At 63.2% G+C, this 18786-nt stretch carries 23 protein-coding genes and 1 other RNA gene; 10 read left to right on the top strand and 14 right to left on the bottom strand.

Going from position 1 to position 18786, the window contains the following annotated elements:
- Nucleotides 1–56 precede the first annotated feature (56 nt).
- Complete coding sequence (locus EOA23_RS04855; protein WP_127303071.1) at nucleotides 57–1544, top strand: carboxypeptidase M32; 1488 nt, start codon at nucleotides 57–59, stop codon at nucleotides 1542–1544.
- A gap of 245 nt (nucleotides 1545–1789) precedes the next feature.
- Here the strand turns inward: EOA23_RS04855 and EOA23_RS04850 are convergent, their stop codons facing one another.
- Nucleotides 1790–3592 carry an ABC transporter transmembrane domain-containing protein gene (locus EOA23_RS04850; RefSeq protein ID WP_127303070.1) on the bottom strand — a complete coding sequence of 601 codons (1803 nt, stop codon included), beginning with the start codon at nucleotides 3590–3592 and terminating at the stop codon, nucleotides 1790–1792.
- A 206-nt stretch (nucleotides 3593–3798) separates the two neighbouring features.
- On the opposite strand from EOA23_RS04850, the gene rpmE reads away from it, so the two are divergent.
- A complete protein-coding gene (gene rpmE, locus EOA23_RS04845) occupies nucleotides 3799–4020 on the top strand; it encodes a 50S ribosomal protein L31 (protein ID WP_040974396.1) in 222 nt (73 codons plus the stop codon).
- Between the two features lie 302 nt (nucleotides 4021–4322).
- Here the strand turns inward: rpmE and EOA23_RS04840 are convergent, their stop codons facing one another.
- Nucleotides 4323–4964 carry a TetR/AcrR family transcriptional regulator gene (locus tag EOA23_RS04840; protein ID WP_127303069.1) on the bottom strand — a complete coding sequence of 214 codons (642 nt, stop codon included), beginning with the start codon at nucleotides 4962–4964 and terminating at the stop codon, nucleotides 4323–4325.
- 122 nt (nucleotides 4965–5086) lie between these two features.
- Between EOA23_RS04840 and EOA23_RS04835 the strand changes: the two genes are divergently transcribed.
- Complete coding sequence (locus EOA23_RS04835; protein ID WP_127303068.1) at nucleotides 5087–5563, top strand: DUF1772 domain-containing protein; 477 nt, start codon at nucleotides 5087–5089, stop codon at nucleotides 5561–5563.
- Nucleotides 5564–5596: 33 nt separating this feature from the next.
- Here EOA23_RS04835 and EOA23_RS04830 read toward each other — a convergent pair whose 3' ends face one another.
- From EOA23_RS04830 to EOA23_RS04820, 3 genes are all read right to left on the bottom strand, one after another.
- A complete protein-coding gene (locus tag EOA23_RS04830; RefSeq protein WP_127303080.1) occupies nucleotides 5597–5908 on the bottom strand; it encodes a SelT/SelW/SelH family protein in 312 nt (103 codons plus the stop codon).
- A gap of 39 nt (nucleotides 5909–5947) precedes the next feature.
- Nucleotides 5948–6697: a YebC/PmpR family DNA-binding transcriptional regulator gene (locus EOA23_RS04825; protein WP_127303067.1), complete on the bottom strand. Its 750-nt coding sequence runs from the start codon at nucleotides 6695–6697 to the stop codon at nucleotides 5948–5950.
- 202 nt (nucleotides 6698–6899) lie between these two features.
- Nucleotides 6900–7223, bottom strand: coding sequence for a helix-turn-helix domain-containing protein (locus EOA23_RS04820; protein ID WP_042645707.1), 324 nt, complete (start codon nucleotides 7221–7223; stop codon nucleotides 6900–6902).
- A gap of 51 nt (nucleotides 7224–7274) precedes the next feature.
- Here EOA23_RS04820 and EOA23_RS04815 point away from each other — a divergent pair, with 51 nt between their 5' ends.
- Nucleotides 7275–7757: an SRPBCC domain-containing protein gene (locus EOA23_RS04815; protein WP_127303066.1), complete on the top strand. Its 483-nt coding sequence runs from the start codon at nucleotides 7275–7277 to the stop codon at nucleotides 7755–7757.
- 42 nt (nucleotides 7758–7799) lie between these two features.
- Here EOA23_RS04815 and EOA23_RS04810 read toward each other — a convergent pair whose 3' ends face one another.
- The 5 genes from EOA23_RS04810 to ssrS all read right to left on the bottom strand — a co-directional run bounded on the left by EOA23_RS04810 (nucleotide 7800) and on the right by ssrS (nucleotide 10931).
- Nucleotides 7800–8564 (bottom strand): TerC family protein, encoded by a 765-nt coding sequence (locus tag EOA23_RS04810; protein ID WP_127303065.1) that lies wholly within the window; start codon nucleotides 8562–8564, stop codon nucleotides 7800–7802.
- 70 nt (nucleotides 8565–8634) lie between these two features.
- On the bottom strand, nucleotides 8635–9459 hold the full coding sequence (locus tag EOA23_RS04805) for a YmdB family metallophosphoesterase (protein WP_126063971.1): 825 nt from the start codon (nucleotides 9457–9459) through the stop codon (nucleotides 8635–8637).
- 50 nt (nucleotides 9460–9509) lie between these two features.
- Complete coding sequence (locus EOA23_RS04800) at nucleotides 9510–10031, bottom strand: DUF3592 domain-containing protein (RefSeq protein WP_127303064.1); 522 nt, start codon at nucleotides 10029–10031, stop codon at nucleotides 9510–9512.
- A gap of 77 nt (nucleotides 10032–10108) precedes the next feature.
- Nucleotides 10109–10693, bottom strand: a complete 585-nt coding sequence (locus EOA23_RS04795) for a 5-formyltetrahydrofolate cyclo-ligase (RefSeq protein ID WP_127303063.1) — start codon at nucleotides 10691–10693, stop codon at nucleotides 10109–10111.
- Nucleotides 10694–10775: 82 nt separating this feature from the next.
- Nucleotides 10776–10931, bottom strand: a non-coding RNA gene (gene ssrS / locus EOA23_RS04790) — 6S RNA.
- Between the two features lie 161 nt (nucleotides 10932–11092).
- Between ssrS and EOA23_RS04785 the strand changes: the two genes are divergently transcribed.
- Nucleotides 11093–11932, top strand: coding sequence for a MoxR family ATPase (locus EOA23_RS04785; protein WP_127303062.1), 840 nt, complete (start codon nucleotides 11093–11095; stop codon nucleotides 11930–11932).
- 28 nt (nucleotides 11933–11960) lie between these two features.
- On the opposite strand, the gene EOA23_RS04780 is transcribed toward EOA23_RS04785, so the two are convergent.
- Nucleotides 11961–13508 carry an MFS transporter gene (locus EOA23_RS04780; protein WP_127303061.1) on the bottom strand — a complete coding sequence of 516 codons (1548 nt, stop codon included), beginning with the start codon at nucleotides 13506–13508 and terminating at the stop codon, nucleotides 11961–11963.
- Between the two features lie 137 nt (nucleotides 13509–13645).
- Between EOA23_RS04780 and EOA23_RS04775 the strand changes: the two genes are divergently transcribed.
- The 5 genes from EOA23_RS04775 (at nucleotide 13646) to msrB (ending at nucleotide 17421) form a co-directional block, all read left to right on the top strand.
- Nucleotides 13646–14506, top strand: a complete 861-nt coding sequence (locus EOA23_RS04775) for a LysR family transcriptional regulator (RefSeq protein WP_127303060.1) — start codon at nucleotides 13646–13648, stop codon at nucleotides 14504–14506.
- 60 nt (nucleotides 14507–14566) lie between these two features.
- Nucleotides 14567–15013: a GNAT family N-acetyltransferase gene (locus EOA23_RS04770; RefSeq protein ID WP_127303059.1), complete on the top strand. Its 447-nt coding sequence runs from the start codon at nucleotides 14567–14569 to the stop codon at nucleotides 15011–15013.
- Between the two features lie 181 nt (nucleotides 15014–15194).
- Nucleotides 15195–15599 carry a type II toxin-antitoxin system HicB family antitoxin gene (locus tag EOA23_RS04765; RefSeq protein WP_127303058.1) on the top strand — a complete coding sequence of 135 codons (405 nt, stop codon included), beginning with the start codon at nucleotides 15195–15197 and terminating at the stop codon, nucleotides 15597–15599.
- A 10-nt stretch (nucleotides 15600–15609) separates the two neighbouring features.
- Nucleotides 15610–16800: a VWA domain-containing protein gene (locus tag EOA23_RS04760; protein ID WP_127303057.1), complete on the top strand. Its 1191-nt coding sequence runs from the start codon at nucleotides 15610–15612 to the stop codon at nucleotides 16798–16800.
- 216 nt (nucleotides 16801–17016) lie between these two features.
- A complete protein-coding gene (msrB, locus tag EOA23_RS04755; RefSeq protein ID WP_127303056.1) occupies nucleotides 17017–17421 on the top strand; it encodes a peptide-methionine (R)-S-oxide reductase MsrB in 405 nt (134 codons plus the stop codon).
- A 138-nt stretch (nucleotides 17422–17559) separates the two neighbouring features.
- Here the strand turns inward: msrB and EOA23_RS04750 are convergent, their stop codons facing one another.
- The 3 genes from EOA23_RS04750 to EOA23_RS04740 form a co-directional block, all read right to left on the bottom strand.
- Nucleotides 17560–17856 (bottom strand): hypothetical protein, encoded by a 297-nt coding sequence (locus EOA23_RS04750; protein ID WP_127303055.1) that lies wholly within the window; start codon nucleotides 17854–17856, stop codon nucleotides 17560–17562.
- Nucleotides 17857–17865: 9 nt separating this feature from the next.
- Nucleotides 17866–18306 carry a hypothetical protein gene (locus EOA23_RS04745; RefSeq protein ID WP_126063961.1) on the bottom strand — a complete coding sequence of 147 codons (441 nt, stop codon included), beginning with the start codon at nucleotides 18304–18306 and terminating at the stop codon, nucleotides 17866–17868.
- A 164-nt stretch (nucleotides 18307–18470) separates the two neighbouring features.
- The gene (locus EOA23_RS04740; protein ID WP_040991643.1) at nucleotides 18471–18731 is read right to left on the bottom strand and encodes a DUF2312 domain-containing protein; all 261 of its coding nucleotides are present in this window, start codon (nucleotides 18729–18731) and stop codon (nucleotides 18471–18473) included.
- Nucleotides 18732–18786: the final 55 nt, after the last annotated feature.

Genomic DNA, 18786 nt, shown 5'->3' with positions numbered 1-18786 from the left:
AAGCGCGGTGCGTTGGTATCTTTTCGCGCCAGCCACACTGAAGCTGGGTATCCATCATGTCGTTCCAGAAACTCGACGACCTCGGCCACAAGCTCGAAGCGCTCGAGCATGCTTTGGCCATCCTTGGCGCCGACGAGGCGACGCATATGGCGGTTGGCGGCGGCGAGAAACGCGCCGAGGCGATGTCCTCGCTTGCCGGCATGCTGCATCGCCAGGCGACCGCGCCGGAGATCGGCGACTGGATTTCGGCCGCCGAAGCCGAGCCGCTGAGCGAAGAGCAGCAGGCGGCGGTCCGGGAACTGCGCCGGCAATACACCAACCTCACCTGCCTGCCGGCCGAGTTTGTCGAGCGTCAGACGGTAGCGCGCATGCGCTCCGAGCAGCTCTGGCGGAGCTTGCGCGCCAGGAACGACTGGGCGGGCTTTCTGCCGGCGCTGGAAGGCGTCGTGGCCCTGGTGCGGGAAGAGGCGGCGCTGCGCGCCGATGCGCTCGGCCTCGCACCCTATGACGCGCTGATGGAGCAGTATGATCCCGGCAACCGCGCCGCCGACATCACGCCGGTGTTTGCCGAGCTGAAGGCCTTTCTCAAGGACTTCCTGCCGCACGCCCTGGCCGTGCAGGATGCGCGACTGGCGAAGCACCCATTGAAGCCGCTGTCAGGCAGCTACGCCGTCGACCGCCAGCGCGAGCTCGGCCTGGCCATGATGGCGGCCGTCGGCTTCGACCTAACCCATGGCTCGCTGTCGGTATCGCACCATCCCTTCTGCGGCGGCGTGCCGACCGATGTGCGCATCACCACCCGCTACAAGACCTCCGATTTCCTCTCCGCGCTGATGGGCGTGCTGCACGAGACCGGCCACGCACTCTACGAGCAGAACCTGCCGAAGGCCTGGTCGCATTGGCCGCTCGGCAAGGCGCGCGGCATGGCCGTGCATGAGAGCCAGAGCCTGTTCGTCGAAAAGCAGGTCGGCCGCAACCCGGCCTTCTGGCGCTGGGCTTTGCCGATAGTCGAAAGACATCTCGGCGAAGCCTGGTCGCTCGACGACATCCTGCCGCATGTCCACCATGTCGAGCGCGGCTTGATCCGGGTCGACGCCGACGAGGTCACCTATCCGCTGCATGTCATCCTGCGCTACGAACTCGAGCAGGAGCTGGTGTCCGGCCGGCTGGAGGTCGCCGACCTGCCTGAGGCCTGGGACGCCAGGATGCGCGACTATCTCGGCCTCTCGACCGTCGACAACCCGGCCGACGGCCCGATGCAGGACGTGCACTGGCCGGGCGCCGCCTTCGGCTATTTCCCGTCCTACACGCTGGGCGCCATGATGGCGGCGCAGCAATGGACGGCTTTGACAAGGGAGCACCCGTCCGCCGACGAGGACCTCGCCAAGGGCGATTTCAGCGCCATCAACGAGTGGCGTCGCGCAAAGATCTGGTCGCAGGGGTCGCGCTGGTCGACGCCCGAGCTGCTCGAGCGCGCCACCGGCGAGAAGCTCAACGCTGCTTACTTCACGGAGCATCTGCGCAAGCGCTACGGCGAGGCATAACGCGCTCGGTTGCCTTTCTATCGAGGCAGGCGTAGAGCGCGAGGTTGAGGACGCAGCGCCGAAGCAGGAGGTTGTTTCGTGAAAAGGCCCGTCGAGCAGGCATTGCGTGCGATTGCAGCCAAGCGCCTCAAGAAAATGCTGGATGAATTGCCGCGCGTGTCCAGCACAAGAGGCGAAAGCACGACCGATTTTCTGCGCATCCAGCGCATGAACTGGGACGGCCGCTCACTCGATTGCCTCGAGGGTTATTCCGCCGCGCCCCTGAAGGCGTCGGCGCCTGCCTCGAACTGCAGCTTGGCGAGCCGCGCGTAGATGCCGCCCTTGGCAACCAGGCTCTGATGCGTGCCTTCCTCGACGATGCGTCCGCCCTCCATGACGAGGATGCGGTCGGCCTTGAGCACGGTCGCCAGCCGGTGCGCGATGACGATGGTGGTGCGGCCGCGCATCAGCCGTTCCAGCGCTCGTTGCACCAGGGTTTCGCTCTCGGCGTCGAGCGCCGAGGTCGCCTCGTCGAGCAAAAGGATCGGCGCGTCGCGCAGGATGGCGCGGGCGATCGCGATGCGCTGGCGCTGGCCGCCCGACAGCGTCACGCCGCGCTCGCCGACCTGGCTGTCATAGCCGTTGTCCAGCCTGGCGATGAATTCGTCGGCAAGGGCTGCCTTGGCCGCTGCCTCGATCTCGGCGTCGCCGGCGCCCTGCCGGCCGAAGCCGATATTGTCGCGCACGCTTGCCGCGAAGACGGTGACGTCCTGCGGCACGATCGCGATGCGTTGGCGGATGGCGGCGGGATCGGCCTCGCGCAGGTCGACGGCGTCAATGGCGACGCGGCCGCTCTCGGGATCGTAGAAGCGCAGGATCAGCGAAAAGACGGTGCTTTTGCCGGCGCCCGAAGGCCCGACGATCGCCACCGTCTCGCCGGGCTTCACCTGGAAGCTCAGCCCATGCACGGCGGCGCGGTCCGGCCGCGCCGGATAGGAGAAGGAAACGTCGTCGAAGCTGATCGCGCCCTTGGCGGTGGCCGGCAACGGAAGCGGATCGACCGGCCGCTGGATCGTTGGCGTCTCGGCCAGGATCTCGGTCAGCCGTTCGGCGGCGCCGGCCGCCTGCGAGAGCTCGCTCCACACCTCCGACAGCGCGCCGAGCGCGCCGGCGGCGAACACCGAATAGAGCAGGAACTGGCTGAGCGTGCCCGGCGACAGCGTGCCGGCAAGCACGTCGCGCGAGCCGAACCACAGCACCGCGACCACCGAGGAAAAGATCATGAAGATGGCGAAGAAAGTCAGGAACGAGCGCGCGAACACCGAGGCCCGCGCCGCTTCGAAGGCCGCGTCGACGGCGTCCGCAAAACGGCCGGTGACCAGCTTCTCATTGGTGAAGGCCTGCAGCGTGCGCACCGCGCCGATCTGCTCGCTGGCGTAGGCGGTGGCCTCGGCGAGCGTATCCTGCGCTTGCCGGGACTTGCGCCGCACCGAGCGGCCGAAGGCGACCAGCGGCAGCACGATCAGCGGAATGGCCGCGATCACCAGCCCGGACAGTTTCGGGCTGGTGACGACCATCATCGCCACCGCGCCGATGCCAAGGATGACATTGCGCAACGCGACAGAGGCGGTGGCGCCGACGGCCGACTTCACCTGCGTGGTGTCGGCGGCGAGCCGCGACACGATCTCGCCCGAATGCGCGCGATCGAAAAAGGCGGGCGATAGTGTCGTGACATGGGCAAAAACGTCGCGGCGGATGTCGGCCACGACCCGCTCGCCCAGCGTGATGACGAAATAATAGCGGCTGGCCGAAGCCGCCGCGAGCAGCGCCGCCATCGCCACCAGCGCGGCGAAATATTCGGCGATGAAGGTGGAGCCCGTGGTCTGGAAGCCATGGTCGATCATGCGCCGCACGGCCATCGGCAAGGCGAGCGTCGTCACGGCCGCCACGATCAGCGAGATGATGGCGCCGACCGCCAGCTTCCGGTAGCGGGTGATATAGGGGAAAAGGTTTCTCAGCGGCCGGACCGAGCGCCTGCGCTGGTCTCCACTGGCACCGATATCCGCCATGAGCGTTTCCTCTGGCCGCTGGTCAACACCGCGCTTCAATATGCGCTTGCCGCGGCCTTGTGATTCAATTCCGGCTGATGTATAGGCTCGCCGACCGTTTTAGAAGCCGTGGCTTTTCATTAGCTGCGGCTTCGAGTTTTAAAAAGGGGCGCATCGACGCAGGCCATTGGCCCGTCACCGGCGCCGGCAAGCCAGGACATAAGACAATGAAGGCCGATATCCATCCCGACTACCACACCATCAAGGTCGTCATGACCGACGGCACCGAATACCTGACCCGTTCGACCTGGGGCAAGGAAGGCGACACGATGAACCTCGACATCGACCCGACCACGCACCCGGCCTGGACCGGCGGCCAGCAGACCCTGCTCGACCGCGGCGGCCGCCTGTCGAAGTTCAAGAAGCGCTTCGAAGGTTTCGGCCTCTAAGCCGGATACCTCGGCAGATTTTGCAAAACCCGCCTTCGAGGCGGGTTTTTTGTTTTCTTCCTTCTCCCAGTTCAACGGGGAGAAGGTGCCCGAAGGGCGGATGAGGGGCAGCGCCGGCGTCGGCAAGCTGACCATCAGCAACAACAGAAATACATCAGAGAAATTCGGTGACAGTGCACTTTTCATAGGCCGGCGCTGCCCCTCACCTGCCTGCCGGCATCCTCTCCCCGTATAGTGACGGGGAGAGGGGACGCTCTCGCCGGCGATTTCGCCAATCGCGTACGCTGCGCGGAGGAAGGCCGTTATTCCCCCACCAACTCTCGCAGCGCCATGCGCTTGTAGGCCTCAACCAACCTGTCACCCTCCTCCCGATCGACCGAGATCGCCAGTCGCACGGCCGCCTCGCCCATCTGCCAGACGAGGAAGGCCGTCGTCTCCAGTTCGACCGGATCGGCATCGGACCTCAGCCGCTTCAGCACCGCGACCAGAAATTCGGCATTGGCTCGGCTGTCGGCGAGCTCGAGCGAGCGCAGGGCCTTGTCCGCCTGCGTGCCCGACCAGACGTCGCGTATCACCGGCTCGGCCAGGAACAGCTGGTAATAGATGTCGACCAGTTCCGAAAACGCCTGCTTCAGCCCTTCGGCGTCCCTGACATCTTTCAGCGCCGCCGAGATGCAGGCTTGGCTCTCGGCCGTGTAGCGCTCGGCCAGCGCCCAGACGATCGCCCGCTTGTCCGGGAAGAACTGGTAGAGCGAGCCGATCGACACCCCTGCCCGCTCCGCCACCTCGCCCATGCGCATGGCATCGCTGCCCTGCTCGGCAATCAAGGCCGAGGCGGCGGCAAGCATGCGCTCGACCCGCTCGCGGCTGCGCTGCTGGCTCGGCGACCGGCGCGGCGAGGCGATGGCGGCTTGGTCCGGCTTGGCGGTGACTTTCTCGTCCATGGCTCCCTACAGGCGATTTTCCAACACCAGCTTGACTTACAAAATACGAGGGTTTATCACGTTTTGCAAATGTGAGGATTTATCACATTTGCAACACCAACCGACATCTGGGGCCAACTGAGATGATGAAACTTCTCCCCACCCTCACATTCATCGCCGCGATCGGCTCCGGCGTGGTCGGCGGCGTGTTCTTCGCCTTTTCCAATTTCGTCATGGCGGCACTCGCGCGGCTGCCCGTCCCAAGCGGCATCGCGGCGATGAATTCGATCAATGTCACGGTGATCACGCCGACCTTCATGACGGCGCTGTTCGGCACCGGTCTCATCTGCCTGGCGTTGATTGCCGCCGTTCTCTTCGGCTGGAGCCAGTCCGGCTCATACTGGCTGCTTGCCGGCGCCGTGATTTATTTCGTCGGCAATCCGCTCGTGACCATGGTCTTCAACGTTCCGCTCAACGACGCTTTAGCCGCCGTCGATCCGCACAGCGCCAACGGCGCCGCCGTCTGGGCGAACCATCTCAGCCAATGGGTGATGTGGAACCACGTCCGCACTGTCACTGCCATCGTGGCGATGGCCTGCTTCATCATGGCATTGATCTGAGGATACGCAGCCGCGATGCAAAAGGCCCCCGCCTCAGGCGGGGTCGGTCTTCTTGTGGGTTTTGCGGTCAGCATGGCCGAGATCCCGATCCGGATCGATGACGTCGCGGACCAGCTGCTTGAGCTTCGCCGCATCCGGAAAGCCGCCGTCGCGCTTACGGTCCCAGATCAGCTGATCGTTGCAGGAAATGGTGAAGATGCCGCCGGTGCCCGGCACCAGCGTCAACTCGCCGAGATCGGTGCCGAAGGTGGACAGCAGCTCCTGCGCCATCCAGCCGGCACGCAACAGCCATTGGCATTGCGTGCAATAGGTGATGCGGATGACGGGAAGCGGCTTGTCGGTCATACGAGATTGAGCTTCGCTCATATCGGATCGCGTTGCCGGTCAGGCCGCGCTGAGCTTGGCCATGGTCTCGTCGTCGACCTCGAAATTGGCGTAGACGCTCTGCACGTCGTCGTCATCCTCGAGGGTGGCGACCAGCTTCATCAGCGACTGCGCCCGCTCTTCGTCGACCGGGACGTTGTTCTGCGGCTGCCAGATCGGCTTGACCGATTCCGCCTCGCCGAGCGCGGCTTCGAGCGACCTGGACACTTCGCCGAGATTTTCGAAGCCGCAATAGATGGTGTGGCCTTCCTCATCGGACTCGACGTCGTCGGCGCCGGCCTCGATCGCGGCTTCCATCACCTTGTCGGCGCTGCCGGCCGAAGCCGGATAGTAAATCTCGCCGACGCGGTTCCACATGAACGACACCGAGCCGGTTTCGCCGAGCGCCCCGCCGGCCTTGGTGAAGGCGGCGCGCACATTGGATGCGGAGCGGTTGCGGTTGTCGGTCAGCGCCTCGACGATCAGCGCCACGCCGCCCGGGCCATAGCCCTCGTAGCGCACGGCTTCGTAGTTCTCGCCGTCGCCCGCGGAAGCCTTGTTGATGGCGCGCTGGATGTTGTCCTTCGGCATCGACACGGCCTTGGCGTTCTGCACCGCAAGGCGAAGCCTCGGGTTCATCGCCGGGTCCGGCGTGCCGGTCTTGGCCGCGACGGTTATTTCGCGCGCCAGCTTGGAAAACATTTTCGACCGCACCGCGTCCTGACGGCCCTTGCGGTGCATGATGTTCTTAAATTGCGAATGGCCAGCCATGGCACCCCTGTCGTGTTCGGCTAGAGCACCGCGGAGCGAAATGGGATCACCTCGCTATCCGCAAATTGCTCGAATTCAAATTTTCAGAACGCTCCAGGCATGCCTCGAAGGCACACGGCGCTCTCTGTCGGAATGGCCGGCTTATAGATAAATCGGCTCAATTCGTCCAGACGCGCCGTAACTCCGGCGCCGGAGAGGCCGCTCAGCTCTCGAGATCGGACTTCAACCGGTCGAGAATGCTGATCGCGTGGCCGGCATACTGGCTGATCCAGCGATCGTGGATCTGCTTGATCGGCAAGGCATTGAGATGGTTCCAACGCTCGCGTCCCTCGCGCCTCGCAACCACCAGGTCGGCCTCCTCCAGCACTTTCAGATGCATCATCACCGTGCAGCGGTCCATGTCCGGGAACGCCTCGCAAAGCGCGCCGGTGGTCTGCGGCTGATCCTTCAGGCGATCCAGCAACTCGCGCCGGCGTGGATGCGCCAAGGCCTTGAAAACATGGTCGTCCGCGGTTTGGCTTGACATGTTATGTTTCTATAACATATTGTTCCACTGAGCAAGGAAGGAGCTGTGGATATGTCCCTTGGATTCAGGATTTCCGGACGCATCGGCAAACCAGTCGCCGAGGTCTTCGACGCGGTGGTCAACCCGACGAAGCTCAGCGGGTATTTTACGACGCTTGGCGGCGCCTCGGCGCCACTGGTCCCCGGCACCACGGTCACATGGTGGAAGACCGTGCCCGTCGAGGTCGATGAAGTGGTGCCCAACGAGCGCATCGTGCTGCGCTGGGATGGCAGCGGCCCCGGCGTTGTACCGGCTTACAAGACCACGATCGAAATGAGCTTCGAAGCCTTGGATGACGGTGGCACCTTCGTCACCATTGCCGAAAGCGGATGGCGCGAGGACGAGGCCGGCCGCCAATCATCCTACGGCAATTGCGAGGGCTGGTCGCAGATGCTGTCTTGCATGAAAGCTTACGTCGAGTACGGCATCAATCTGCGTGAAGGGTTCTACCCCAGCGAAATGCGCGGTGAACTGCCGACGTCGGAAAGCAAATGATCCTGCGGCGGGAGCAACAGCCACACTCTGCCGTTGCCACCATCAATGCCCGCCGCCAGACCCCTGCTTCTTGCGATTCCGCGCCAGCATGTTGAGACCCTCGACCAGCGCCGAAAAGCCCATGGCGGCGTAGATATAGCCCTTGGGCACGTGGTAGCCCATGCCGTCGGCGATCAGCGTCATGCCGATCATCAACAGGAAGCCCAGCGCCAGCATGACGATGGAGGGGTTCCTGGCGATGAAGTTGGCGAGCGGCGTCGCTGCCAGCATCATGACGCTCACCGCCACGATCACAGCGATATACATGATGGCGATCTCGTCGGTCATGCCCACGGCGGTGATGATGGAATCGATCGAGAAGACGAGGTCGAGCAGCAGGATCTGGAAGATGGCGCCGGCAAGGCTCAGCTGCAGCGTACCCACCATCGTGTCCTGATGATCCTGCGGGTCGACCGTGTGATGGATTTCCTTGGTCGCCTTCCAGACCAGGAACAGGCCGCCGGCGATCAGGATCAGGTCGCGCCAGGAAAATCCGTGGCCGAACGCAGTGAACACCGGCGTCGTCAGCTGCACGATGATCGAGATCGTGGCGAGCAGGATGAGCCGCATGACCAGCGCCGCCGAGATGCCCAGCCGGCGGGCGCGGGCGCGCTGCGCTTCCGGCAGCTTGTTGGTCAGGATCGAGATGAAGATCAGATTGTCGATGCCGAGCACGATCTCGAGCACCACCAGTGTCAAAAGCGCAACCCAGGCGGTCGGGTCGGAAACAAAGGCAAAGTGCGGCGCCAGGAATTCGACAAGCTGCATGGAGGTCGTCCCCTCTACGATCTAGAGCAGTTTCGTCGCCAGTTAGGCACTGACCTCGCCTATATCAATGTCAGGACCAGAAAGACGGCGCCGTTTCTTCCAGCCGAGGCCCGCGACGAAACGGCGCGATCCTTTCCGCAAGCCCGGTGCGGTCGGAAATATCGACGCCGACGCCGCAGAGAGTCGCCGGTCCAGTCGCCGCTTCGAAGCGGCCTTTCGGCACCTTGGAAAGAAACCGATTGAGCGGCTCTTCCTTGTCCATGCCCAGCGAGGAATCGTAATCGCCGCACATGCCGGCGTCCGAGATATAGGCGGTGCCACCATTGAGGATCTGATGATCGGCGGTCGGCTGATGCGTATGCGTTCCGACCACGAGGCTGGCGCGGCCGTCGACGAAATGCGCGAAGCACATCTTCTCCGAGGTCGCCTCGGCATGGAAATCGACGATCGCCGCATCGGCCTGCTCGCCGAGCGGACAGGCGGCAATCTCCCGCTCGCCGGCCTGGAACGGATCGTCCAGCTCCGGGTGCATGAAGACGCGGCCCATGATGTTGGCGACCAGCACGCGCGCGCCGTTGCGGGCGATGTAGACGCCGGAGCCGCGCCCTGGCGTGCCCTTGGGAAAATTGGAGGGCCGCAGGAAACGCTCCTCGCGTGGCGCGAAGATCAGCGCGTCGCGCTGGTCCCAGACATGGTTGCCGGTGGTGACGACATCCGCGCCCGCAGCGAGCGTCTCGCGAAAGATGTCCTCGGTGATGCCGAAGCCGCCGGCGGCGTTCTCGCCATTGACGATTACGAAGTCGAGCCTGAAGTCGGAAATCAGCCCCGGCAGCTGTTCCCACACTGCCGTGCGCCCTGTTTTGCCAACCATGTCGCCGAGAAAGAGGAGTCTCATAGCCACTTCTATCCAGAGCTGTGGACACTAGGCAAGCGGCACCGAGGTCCTTAACGCCGGCCGAAAGTGCCGCGTTGCTGATCGGCTGGCCCCGCTCCAGCGCCGGCAACGCGAACGGTCGATGGCGCCATGGGCGGCGTTTTGCGTCCTCGCAACCAGAAGAACCAGATGTAGAACAAGGTGAACCCACCGGTGACGGCGAGCAGCAGCAGCCCGCCGCGCCAGCCCTTCATCGCGGCCGTGTCGAGGTTCGACGGATCGGCAGGGTCGTAGTAAAACTCTATCCTGTCGGCCCTGGCTGCCTTGTAGAGACCGATGTCCTTGTCCTTGCCGGACCACGTCATCGGCGCGTCATTGGCAACATAGCTGACGACGACATTGATGCCGTCCGTGGTGAGACCGTTCGCCCGCGTTTCGCTGTAGGGGCTGGCATCCGTTACGGTGGCAACCGTGCGCTGCCAGGCGGCCTGGTGATGCAAGCTTGTGCCGATGATGTGCGCTCCCATCGCAAACAGCACCGCAGCGATCAGGGCGAAAGGCATCAGCAAGTAACGCGCGAAGATAAACACCACGACCCCGTCGGTTCGGACTATAGCGCAGGAATATCACCCGACGGTTCTTTGAAACGCGTTAAGCAGATCGCGATATTTTAAGCGACATCGAAGCGGCGCAACCCGCTCTCGGTCAGTATTTCCGGAATGATGACGTCATGGTTCTCTTCCGGCACCCGCTCGACTTCCTGGCAGTCGAAGGCGATGCCGATCAGCCTCGGCGTGATGCCCTTGTCGGCCAGCCTGGCGATCGCTCGGTCGTAATAGCCTGCGCCGTAGCCGATGCGGTGGCCGCGGTCGTCGAAGGCGGCGAGCGGCACCAGCATCAGCGTCGGGTCGAGCACTTCCGCCTCTTCATGCGGGCCGACCGTGCCGAAGCCCATATCGACCATCGGCGCGCCGCGCACCAGCTCGCGGAAGACGATCGTGGTCTTGTCCAGGATCGCCGGCAGGCAGAGCCTGGCGCCCTTCTCGCGCAGCGCGAACATCAGCGGCCGCACATCGACCTCCGAGCGCATCGGCCAGAAGCCGGAGACGATGCGGCCGGGCTCGAAGTCGATCTTCTCCTTTGCCGCCTCGGCCATTTCGAGCGCGATCTCGACGCGCCAGAATTCGTCGAGCGCATCGCGGCGCGCCAGCGCTTCCTTGCGAAGCTGTTTCTTCAGGTCTTTCGGTGAGTTCATGCTCAGACGCTAGAAAGGGCCGGAATTGGGTGGAGTCTTAGGAACGACGTTTTCTAGCGCATGTCTCCCGAAATCGGGAGAGTGACGATCCACACAACCGGTGGAGAGGTCGATCCCGGGTGCCTACAAAGTAGGTGGGCGCCGTGTGAGAAAACCCACGGGTCTTCCCAGGGACAGCTCCCTAAGGATCGATAAGGCCCCGGGGATAAGTTTCTCCTGCCGGGAAGCACAGACCGCCGGGGACAAATATAGGCCGATGGTTAGCCGTTCGCCAGAGACACGAGCGACCAATTACGCGTAATTCGCCTTGCGGACCATCTCGATCAGAGGCTCTCGGCAACCGCCCTTGCGCGGCCGGCCTCGCCTCCTTACGGTCCAGCCCCACGGACAGGAGAAAAAATGCGTTTCGAAGGCACCGCGGCTTACGTCGCCGACAAGGATCTGATGGTCGCGGTCAACGCCGCGATCGCGCTGGAACGGCCGTTGCTGGTCAAGGGCGAGCCCGGCACCGGTAAGACCGAGCTCGCCCGCCAGGTGGCGTCAGCGCTTGGGCTCGAATTCATCGAATGGAACGTCAAGTCGACCACCAAGGCGCAGCAAGGCCTTTATGAATATGACGCCGTGTCGCGGCTGCGCGACAGCCAGCTCGGCGACGAGCGCTTCAACGACATTGCCAACTACATCAAGCGCGGCAAGCTATGGGACGCCTTCGCGGCGCAAAAGAAGGTCGTGCTTTTGATCGACGAGATCGACAAGGCCGACATCGAATTCCCCAACGACCTCCTGCAGGAGCTCGACCGGATGGAGTTCTTCGTCTACGAGACCGGCGAGACGATCCGCGCCGAGTTCCGGCCGATCGTCATCATCACCTCGAACAATGAGAAGGAACTGCCCGACGCCTTCCTGCGCCGCTGCTTCTTCCACTATATCCGATTCCCCGACATCGACACGCTGCACCGCATCGTCGAGGTGCATTACCCCGGCATCAAGCAGAATCTGGTGCGCGCGGCTCTAACCCAGTTCTACGAGATCCGCGAGGTGCCGGGCCTGAAGAAGAAGCCGTCGACCTCCGAGGCGCTCGACTGGATCCGCCTGCTGGTCGCCGACGACATCGCACCAGAGGATTTGCGCGCCGAGCCGAAGAACATGTTGCCGAAACTGCACGGCGCGCTGCTCAAGAACGAGCAGGACGTGCATTTGTTCGAGCGGCTCGCGTTCATGGCCAAACGGCAGGGATGACGCGCGGTTCTCGCATCTGGCGCCTAATTTAGGCCTCCGCCACGCTCCGGGCCGAGTCCTTCTCTGCTGAGAGGGCGCTGCCCGGGCCGAAGATGACGAAGCCAATCACCGACAGCAGAAGCACGCCGATCCCGCTATAGAGCATGACCCAGCCAAAGCCGTTGACCAGAGAGGCGTGAACGATCGCGCCGGTTGGATCGAGAGCAGCGAGTTCCGGCGAGGCTTGCGTCAGATCATCGAGATTGCCGCCGGCAATTTTTTCCGCCAGCAAGCGCAGCTCGTTCCCATCGATGGCGGGCCCGAATGCGGCACGCAGATGGGAAACGATCCCTTGCGTCAACAACTGCCCGAGCACGGCGATGTTGATGGCTAAAGTGATCAGGCGCGCGCTGATGTCGATGCCCGACGCCATGCCAGCGCGATCGGGCGATACCGACCCGGTTGTGGTGTGGGTGGTCGGCGAATTGGTCAGGCCGATGCCGATGCCGGCGATCAGCGTGCCGGGCAACATGGTCAGCCAATTGGCGCCATCGAGGCCCGAGCCGATCCGCATGGCGAGGAACCCGATCCCCAATGTGAGCAGCCCGAGCGGCACCGCGACTCGTGCCTGATAGCGGGCTCGCAGGCGCTCCGCAATCGGCGGCATCAGCATGAAGGGGAGCGTGTAGGCGAGCAGCAGCAGGCCGGTGGTGGTACTGTCGTAGCCGAGAACGCCCGAGAAATAGATCGGCAGGTAGATGATAAACGGCCAATAGCTGAAATTCATGCCGATGGCGCCCATGATCGCGCCAGAGAACTGGCGGATGCGGAACACGGAGAAATCGAACATCGGATAGGAACTGATCGTCTCCGCGACAAGGAACACAACGAAGGAGACGGCCGCCGCGGCCGTCACGCCGATGCGGACACCCAAGCTGAGCTCCGCCCCTTGGGTGATCAGATAGGAGAAACCGAACACCGCGAGCGAGAGCGTGAGCATGCCGGCCCAATCGAGCTTCTGAGCGTTGCGGTCGCGCGATTCCGTGACTCCGGCGCCGATGAAGGCCAAAGCGAGGATCGCGAGCGGCACGTGGATCAGGAACACCCACTGCCAGCTCGACAGCGCGACGATAAAGCCGCCGATCGCAGGCCCAAAGCCGAGGCCGATGCCCGAGACCACGCTCCAGGCGACAAACGCCTTGCCGCGTTCGCGGCCGTCCTGGAACTGGTGCGACAGCACCGCGACGCTGCAGGTCAGCATCGCTCCGCCAGCGAGGCCCTGCAGGAACCGAGCAACGATCAAGAGCCACGCGCTCGGCGCAAGGCCACACAGCAGCGAGGCGAGTCCGAAGGCGACAGTGGTGATCACCATCACGCGCTTGCGGCCCAAACGGTCGGCCAGCGTCCCCGTCGCCATGAGGACCGTCGTGCAGGCAATGGTATAGGCGTTCCTGATCCATTGCAGGTCCTTGAAACTGGCCGCAAGCACGCTTTCAAGTTTCGGGAGGATCACCGGCACGCTGGAGATTTCGAGACCGAACAGCAGCGAGGCAAGACAAACGCCGGTAAGCGCAATGGTGTTTCGATGAAACGTCATGTCGGTCACTTTCGATCTGGCTTGAAGAACGGGCGCCGCCGTTTTTCAACGGCAGTCGCCGAGGACATAGAGGAGGCTTGACCATGAAAAAAGGCTATGCGTATCTATTTCAGACATGACAAAATGGAATGCACACAATGACCAGCCTTGACGTCGATGCCGTGCGGACCTTCGTGATGGTGGCCGAGTTGCAGAGCTTCACGCGCGCGGCCGCGGCACTCGACAGCACGCAGGCGACGATCAGCGTCAAGTTGCGCCGGCTTGAGGAGAAGCTGGGCGCGCGTTTAATCGAGCGAACCCCGCGTCGCGTGAGCCTCTCGGCAAGGGGAGCCGTCTTCCTGCCCGCAGCGCGCGAGTTCCTTGCCGCTCATGAGCGTGCCATGGCCGAGTTTTCCACCACACCGTGTCGCCTCGCGCTCGGCTTTGTCGACCACGTCGCCGGACCGGAGCTTTCCGTGCTTTTGGCGCAGCTTCACGCGCATGATCCGTCGCTAGCGCTCAGCATGAGGATCGAGACCTCGTCTCTGCTGGAGGAAGCCTTCGACCGCGGCGAGCTCGATGCGGTGATCGTCCACCGCGAAAGCGACCGCCGAGGCAAGACACTCTCGCGCACGCAATATGGCTGGTTCGCCGCGCCCACATTCGAATGGCGGCACGGGACGCCGCTGCGCTTAGCGCTTTTAAGCACGGTATGCACCTGTCCGGATCGTCTGAGAGCGATCGAGGCGCTGGACCGGGCCGGCATCGCCTGGGACGAGGCGTTCCTGGGTGGCGGCGGCACCGCCGTCAACATCGCGGTGTCCGCGGGTTTCGCCGTTGCCGCGCTTGCCCATCGCGTCATTCCTCACGGCCTGATAGATGTCGGCCGCAAGCTGGGTTTGCCACCAATTCCGTCTTCCGAGATCGTCCTGCATTCGCACGCCCTGGCGCCGCGGGCGCGAGAGGCGCTCAGCATGCTCACCACCGCATTTCGCGAGTACAATTTGCCGCCGGGATAGGGCAAAGGAGTCTTCTGGGCCTGATTCCATTGCGGAGCCCAGGCTTCGGAGGAGAATGAAATGTCCGAGATCACCATCCGCCCGCTCGCGCAGTCCGATCACGCCGACTGGCGCCGGCTTTGGACCGACTATCTGACCTTCTACGAGATGAAGCTCCCGGAAGAGGTCTACGCCATCACCTGGAAGCGGCTGTTCACGGACGGTGAGTTCGAGCCGAAAGGTTTCATCGCCACGCTCGACGGCAAGGCGGTTGGGTTGACCCATTACCTCTACCACCGCTCCGGCTGGTCGGAGAAAAACAACTGCTACCTGCAGGACCTGTTCGCCGACCCCGAGGTGCGCGGCAAAGGCGTGGGCGCCGCGCTGATCAAAGCGGTGCAGGACGAGGCCGGCAAGATCGGCGTGAAGAATGTCTATTGGATGACGCACGAGACCAACGCCACGGCGCGCCGGCTCTATGATCATGTGGCAAGGCGGACGGGCTTTATCGAGTACGATCTGCTGTAATCACGGGTTATGGCAGGCTCTTGCGCGAAAGTTGGTTGAATGTCGGCGGCGGCAAGCATGAAAAGTATGAGCATCCGGAAAGGCCGGACGTAACGATCATCGTGCCTCGTCACCGCGAACAGTCCCTGGGCGTGGCGCGTTCGATCGCTCGACTTGCTGGATGGATTTGAGGACTATTCACATGACGCACTATGTCGGAATACTCGACGTAGCCGACGACGTCTGGGGCGTACGGGTCCCCGATCTTCCCGGCTGCCATGGCGGCGGGGCAAATCCCGAGGAAGCAATCGCCGACGCGACGTCGGCCATGCGTGAATGGGCTGAGGCCCGAATAGCAAAGCAACTGCCGATGCCTGCCCCTCGCACGATGACGCAATTGTTGCGGTCAGGTGAGATTGATAGCACTGCCGGCGAATCGGCGGTGATGATCCCCGTGCTGATCGATTCAGGGAGACCTGTCCGAGCCAATCTGTCCCTTGATGCAGGTCTGTTGGCAGCAATAGACGAAGAAGCGGGCCGGCGCGGCCTTACCCGCTCTGCGTTCATTGCAAGCGCGGCACGCGAGAAGATCGAGGGACAAAGATAACAATTCAACCATGTTCATCCCCTTCTTCCTCGAACTGAAGGCCGCGCGGGTTCCCGTTTCGCTCAGGGAATATCTGTCGCTGCTGGAAGGGCTGGAGGCCGGGCTGGTCGACTATGACGTCGAGGCTTTCTACTACCTCGCGCGCTCGGCCCTGGTGAAGGACGAGCGCCATATCGACCGCTTCGACCAGGTCTTCGCGCATGTCTTCAAGGGCGTCGAGGCGCTTGGCGGCCCTGATGCTGTCGATGTCGCCAACATCCCCGAGGAATGGCTGCGCCGGCTGGCCGAAAAGCACCTGACCGAGGAGGAGAAAAAGCTGGTCGAGGCTTTGGGTGGTTTCGAAAAGCTGATGGAAACCTTGAAGCAGCGGCTCGAGGAACAAAAAGGCCGCCACCAGGGCGGCTCGAAATGGATCGGCACCGGCGGCACCTCGCCCTTCGGCGCCTATGGCTACAATCCGGAAGGCGTGCGCATCGGCCAGCATGAAAGCCGGCACCGCCGCGCGGTGAAAGTCTGGGACAAGCGCGAGTTCAGGAATTTCGACGACACCGTCGAGCTCGGCACCCGCAACATCAAGGTGGCGCTGAAGCGGCTGCGCCGCTGGGTGCGCGAGGGCGCCGAGGAAGAGTTCGACCTGCCCGGCACCATCCACGCTACCGCCGAGCACGGTTATCTCGACGTCAAGACCAGGCCCGAGCGGCGCAATGCCGTGAAGCTTTTGATGTTCTTCGATGTCGGCGGCTCGATGGATGACCATATACGGGGCGTCGAGGAACTGTTCTCGGCCGCGCGCGCCGAGTTCCGCCAGCTCGAATATTTCTACTTCCACAATTGCCTCTACGAGCGCGTCTGGAAGGACAATCGCCGGCGATTGGCCGAGACGATCCCGACCTTCGACCTGATCCACAAATACGGGCCGGATTATAAGGTGATCGTCGTTGGCGATGCCTCGATGAGCCCCTACGAGATCGCCCATCCGGGCGGCTCGGTCGAGCACTGGAACCCGGAGGCCGGCAGCGTGTGGCTGGTGCGCTTGTTGCAGCAATGGCCGAACGCGATCTGGCTGAACCCGGAAGCCGAGAAGAATTGGCGCTACACGCACTCGATCGCCATGATCAGCGAGATCTTCGGCGGCCGCATGTTCCCGCTGACACTGGCCGGGCTGGAAGCCGCGACCAGGCATTTGTCGCGCAAGCGCTGAACTGCTGGTTGCAACGTTGAAATTCAGGTCAGGCCGAGTCGAAAATGGTGGCATCCGAGAACCGGAGCGGAGCGTACTTAAAGTACGTGAGCACCGGAAGCGCAGGATGCCGGCATTTGCAGACCGGCCTCACCTGAATATATCTGTAACAAACGCCTATGTTCCGACGAATACCCGTTGCAAGCAACAACGAGCCGCCAAGGCCGAGGAGATTTCATGGACACCCACGCCTATCCCGTCACCCGCACCGATGCCGAGTGGCGCGCCCGGCTGACGCCGGAGCAGTATGCCGTCATGCGCAACCACGGCACCGAGCGCCCCGGCAGCTGCGCCCTGCTCTATGAGAAGCGCGCCGGCACTTTCTTTTGCGTCGGCTGTGACCAGCCGCTGTTCGAATCCAAGCTGAAATTCGAGAGCGGCACCGGCTGGCCGAGCTTCAACGATCCGGTCCCGGGCTCGATCGAGACCACTGTCGACCGCAGCTACGGCATGGTCCGCACCGAATGCCACTGCTCGCGCTGCGGCAGCCATCTCGGTCATGTCTTCGACGACGGCCCGCCGCCCACCGGCCTGCGCTATTGCATCAACGGCGTGGCGCTGCGCTTCGAGCCTGCGGCCTGACCTGTTTTGGATATGACCTCGCAAAGGGCGGCTTCGGCCGCCCTTTTTCGTCTGGAGCGATTCTAGGGAAAGTGCGACGCGGTTGGGCTCGGCGCCTTCGCCGTAGCCTTCCGCACGGAATTACTCCGGGAAAGATCATCATGCCACGACCGTCGCGATCAGCCAGAGCGCCGAACCCAGCATCATCAACTGCACCTTGAACCCGCCACTCTTCTCCGCCGTCCGCCAGACGGCGATGGTCAGGAAGATGTTGTAGGGAACAGGCAGGAAATGCACCGCCAGCACCAGCCAGAGCGGCAGCTTCAATCCAAGCAGCATCAACGCAAGCGCCGAAGAGGCGATACTCAGGATCGTCGCGACGAGCAGCATGTCGCGCCAGAACAGCCGATCGAGCGGCGCTTCACCCCTCCAGCGCGTGCGGAAAAAATCCGTCATCCCGGCGACCTATCTCCGCCCCAGGACGTCGGTCACGGCTTCTTCGAAGCGCGAGCATTCCCTCACCAGCCAGTCGGTCATGGCCGGCCAGTTGTCCTCGGCATAGCAGTTCACGTGCCAAAGCGAATTGATGCCGAGACCTTGCGAGCTCTGCTCGGGCTTGAGCTTCAGCTTCGCCTCGATGGCCGGCTGAAACGGCTTCAGCCGCGACCATGAGTCCGTCGCGCCGAACTTTTCGTTGCGCCCGAAGAACACGCCGACATGGTTCTGCGCCGGCGCGACATACATCGAAAGCACCAGGGCGAAATCCGGCAACCCGCGCTGCCAGAACCAAGGTCCGCGTCGCGCCAGCGTGGCTCTTTCTTGCGGATGCCGTTCGGCGAACAGGGCCCAGAAGCCGCGATGGCGGAACTCCGAGGCGCGACGGCCACCGAAGTCGAATTCGGTCATGACCGGTTGCCCCGCTGGCCGAGACTGTTTCGAAATTCGCTCTGGCGAGTCATGTGGTGGCGGTTTCGAGAACCGTAGCGCAGCGGACATTTGGGTCCGTGAGCAACGGAAGCGCAGAAAACGCCATCAGATGGCCGCCGGAGTAGAATTTCCAAACAGTCTCCTCAGACCATGCCGAGAGCGGCCTTGTATAGATCGAGGATCGACTCCTCTTCCTGCCGCTCCGCCTGGTCCTTCTTGCGCAGCCGCACGATGGTGCGGATCGCCTTGGTGTCGAAGCCGGTGCCCTTGGCCTCGGCATAGACATCCTTGATGTCGTCGGAGATCGTCTTCTTCTCTTCCTCGAGCCGCTCGATGCGCTCGATGATGGTGCGCAGCTGGCCGGCGGCTACAGTCTGGCTGGTCTCGGTGATTTCGTCGGCCATTTTTCTCTCCGCGTCTTCTGAAGCCAAGGCGATTCCCACCACGGCGAATTGGAGC

The organism is Mesorhizobium sp. M2A.F.Ca.ET.042.01.1.1 (assembly GCF_003997405.1).
In the GTDB taxonomy this organism is placed as follows: domain Bacteria; phylum Pseudomonadota; class Alphaproteobacteria; order Rhizobiales; family Rhizobiaceae; genus Mesorhizobium.
Note: the sequence above shows the minus strand (reverse complement) of the source record. Positions and strands in the feature narration are given on the sequence as shown.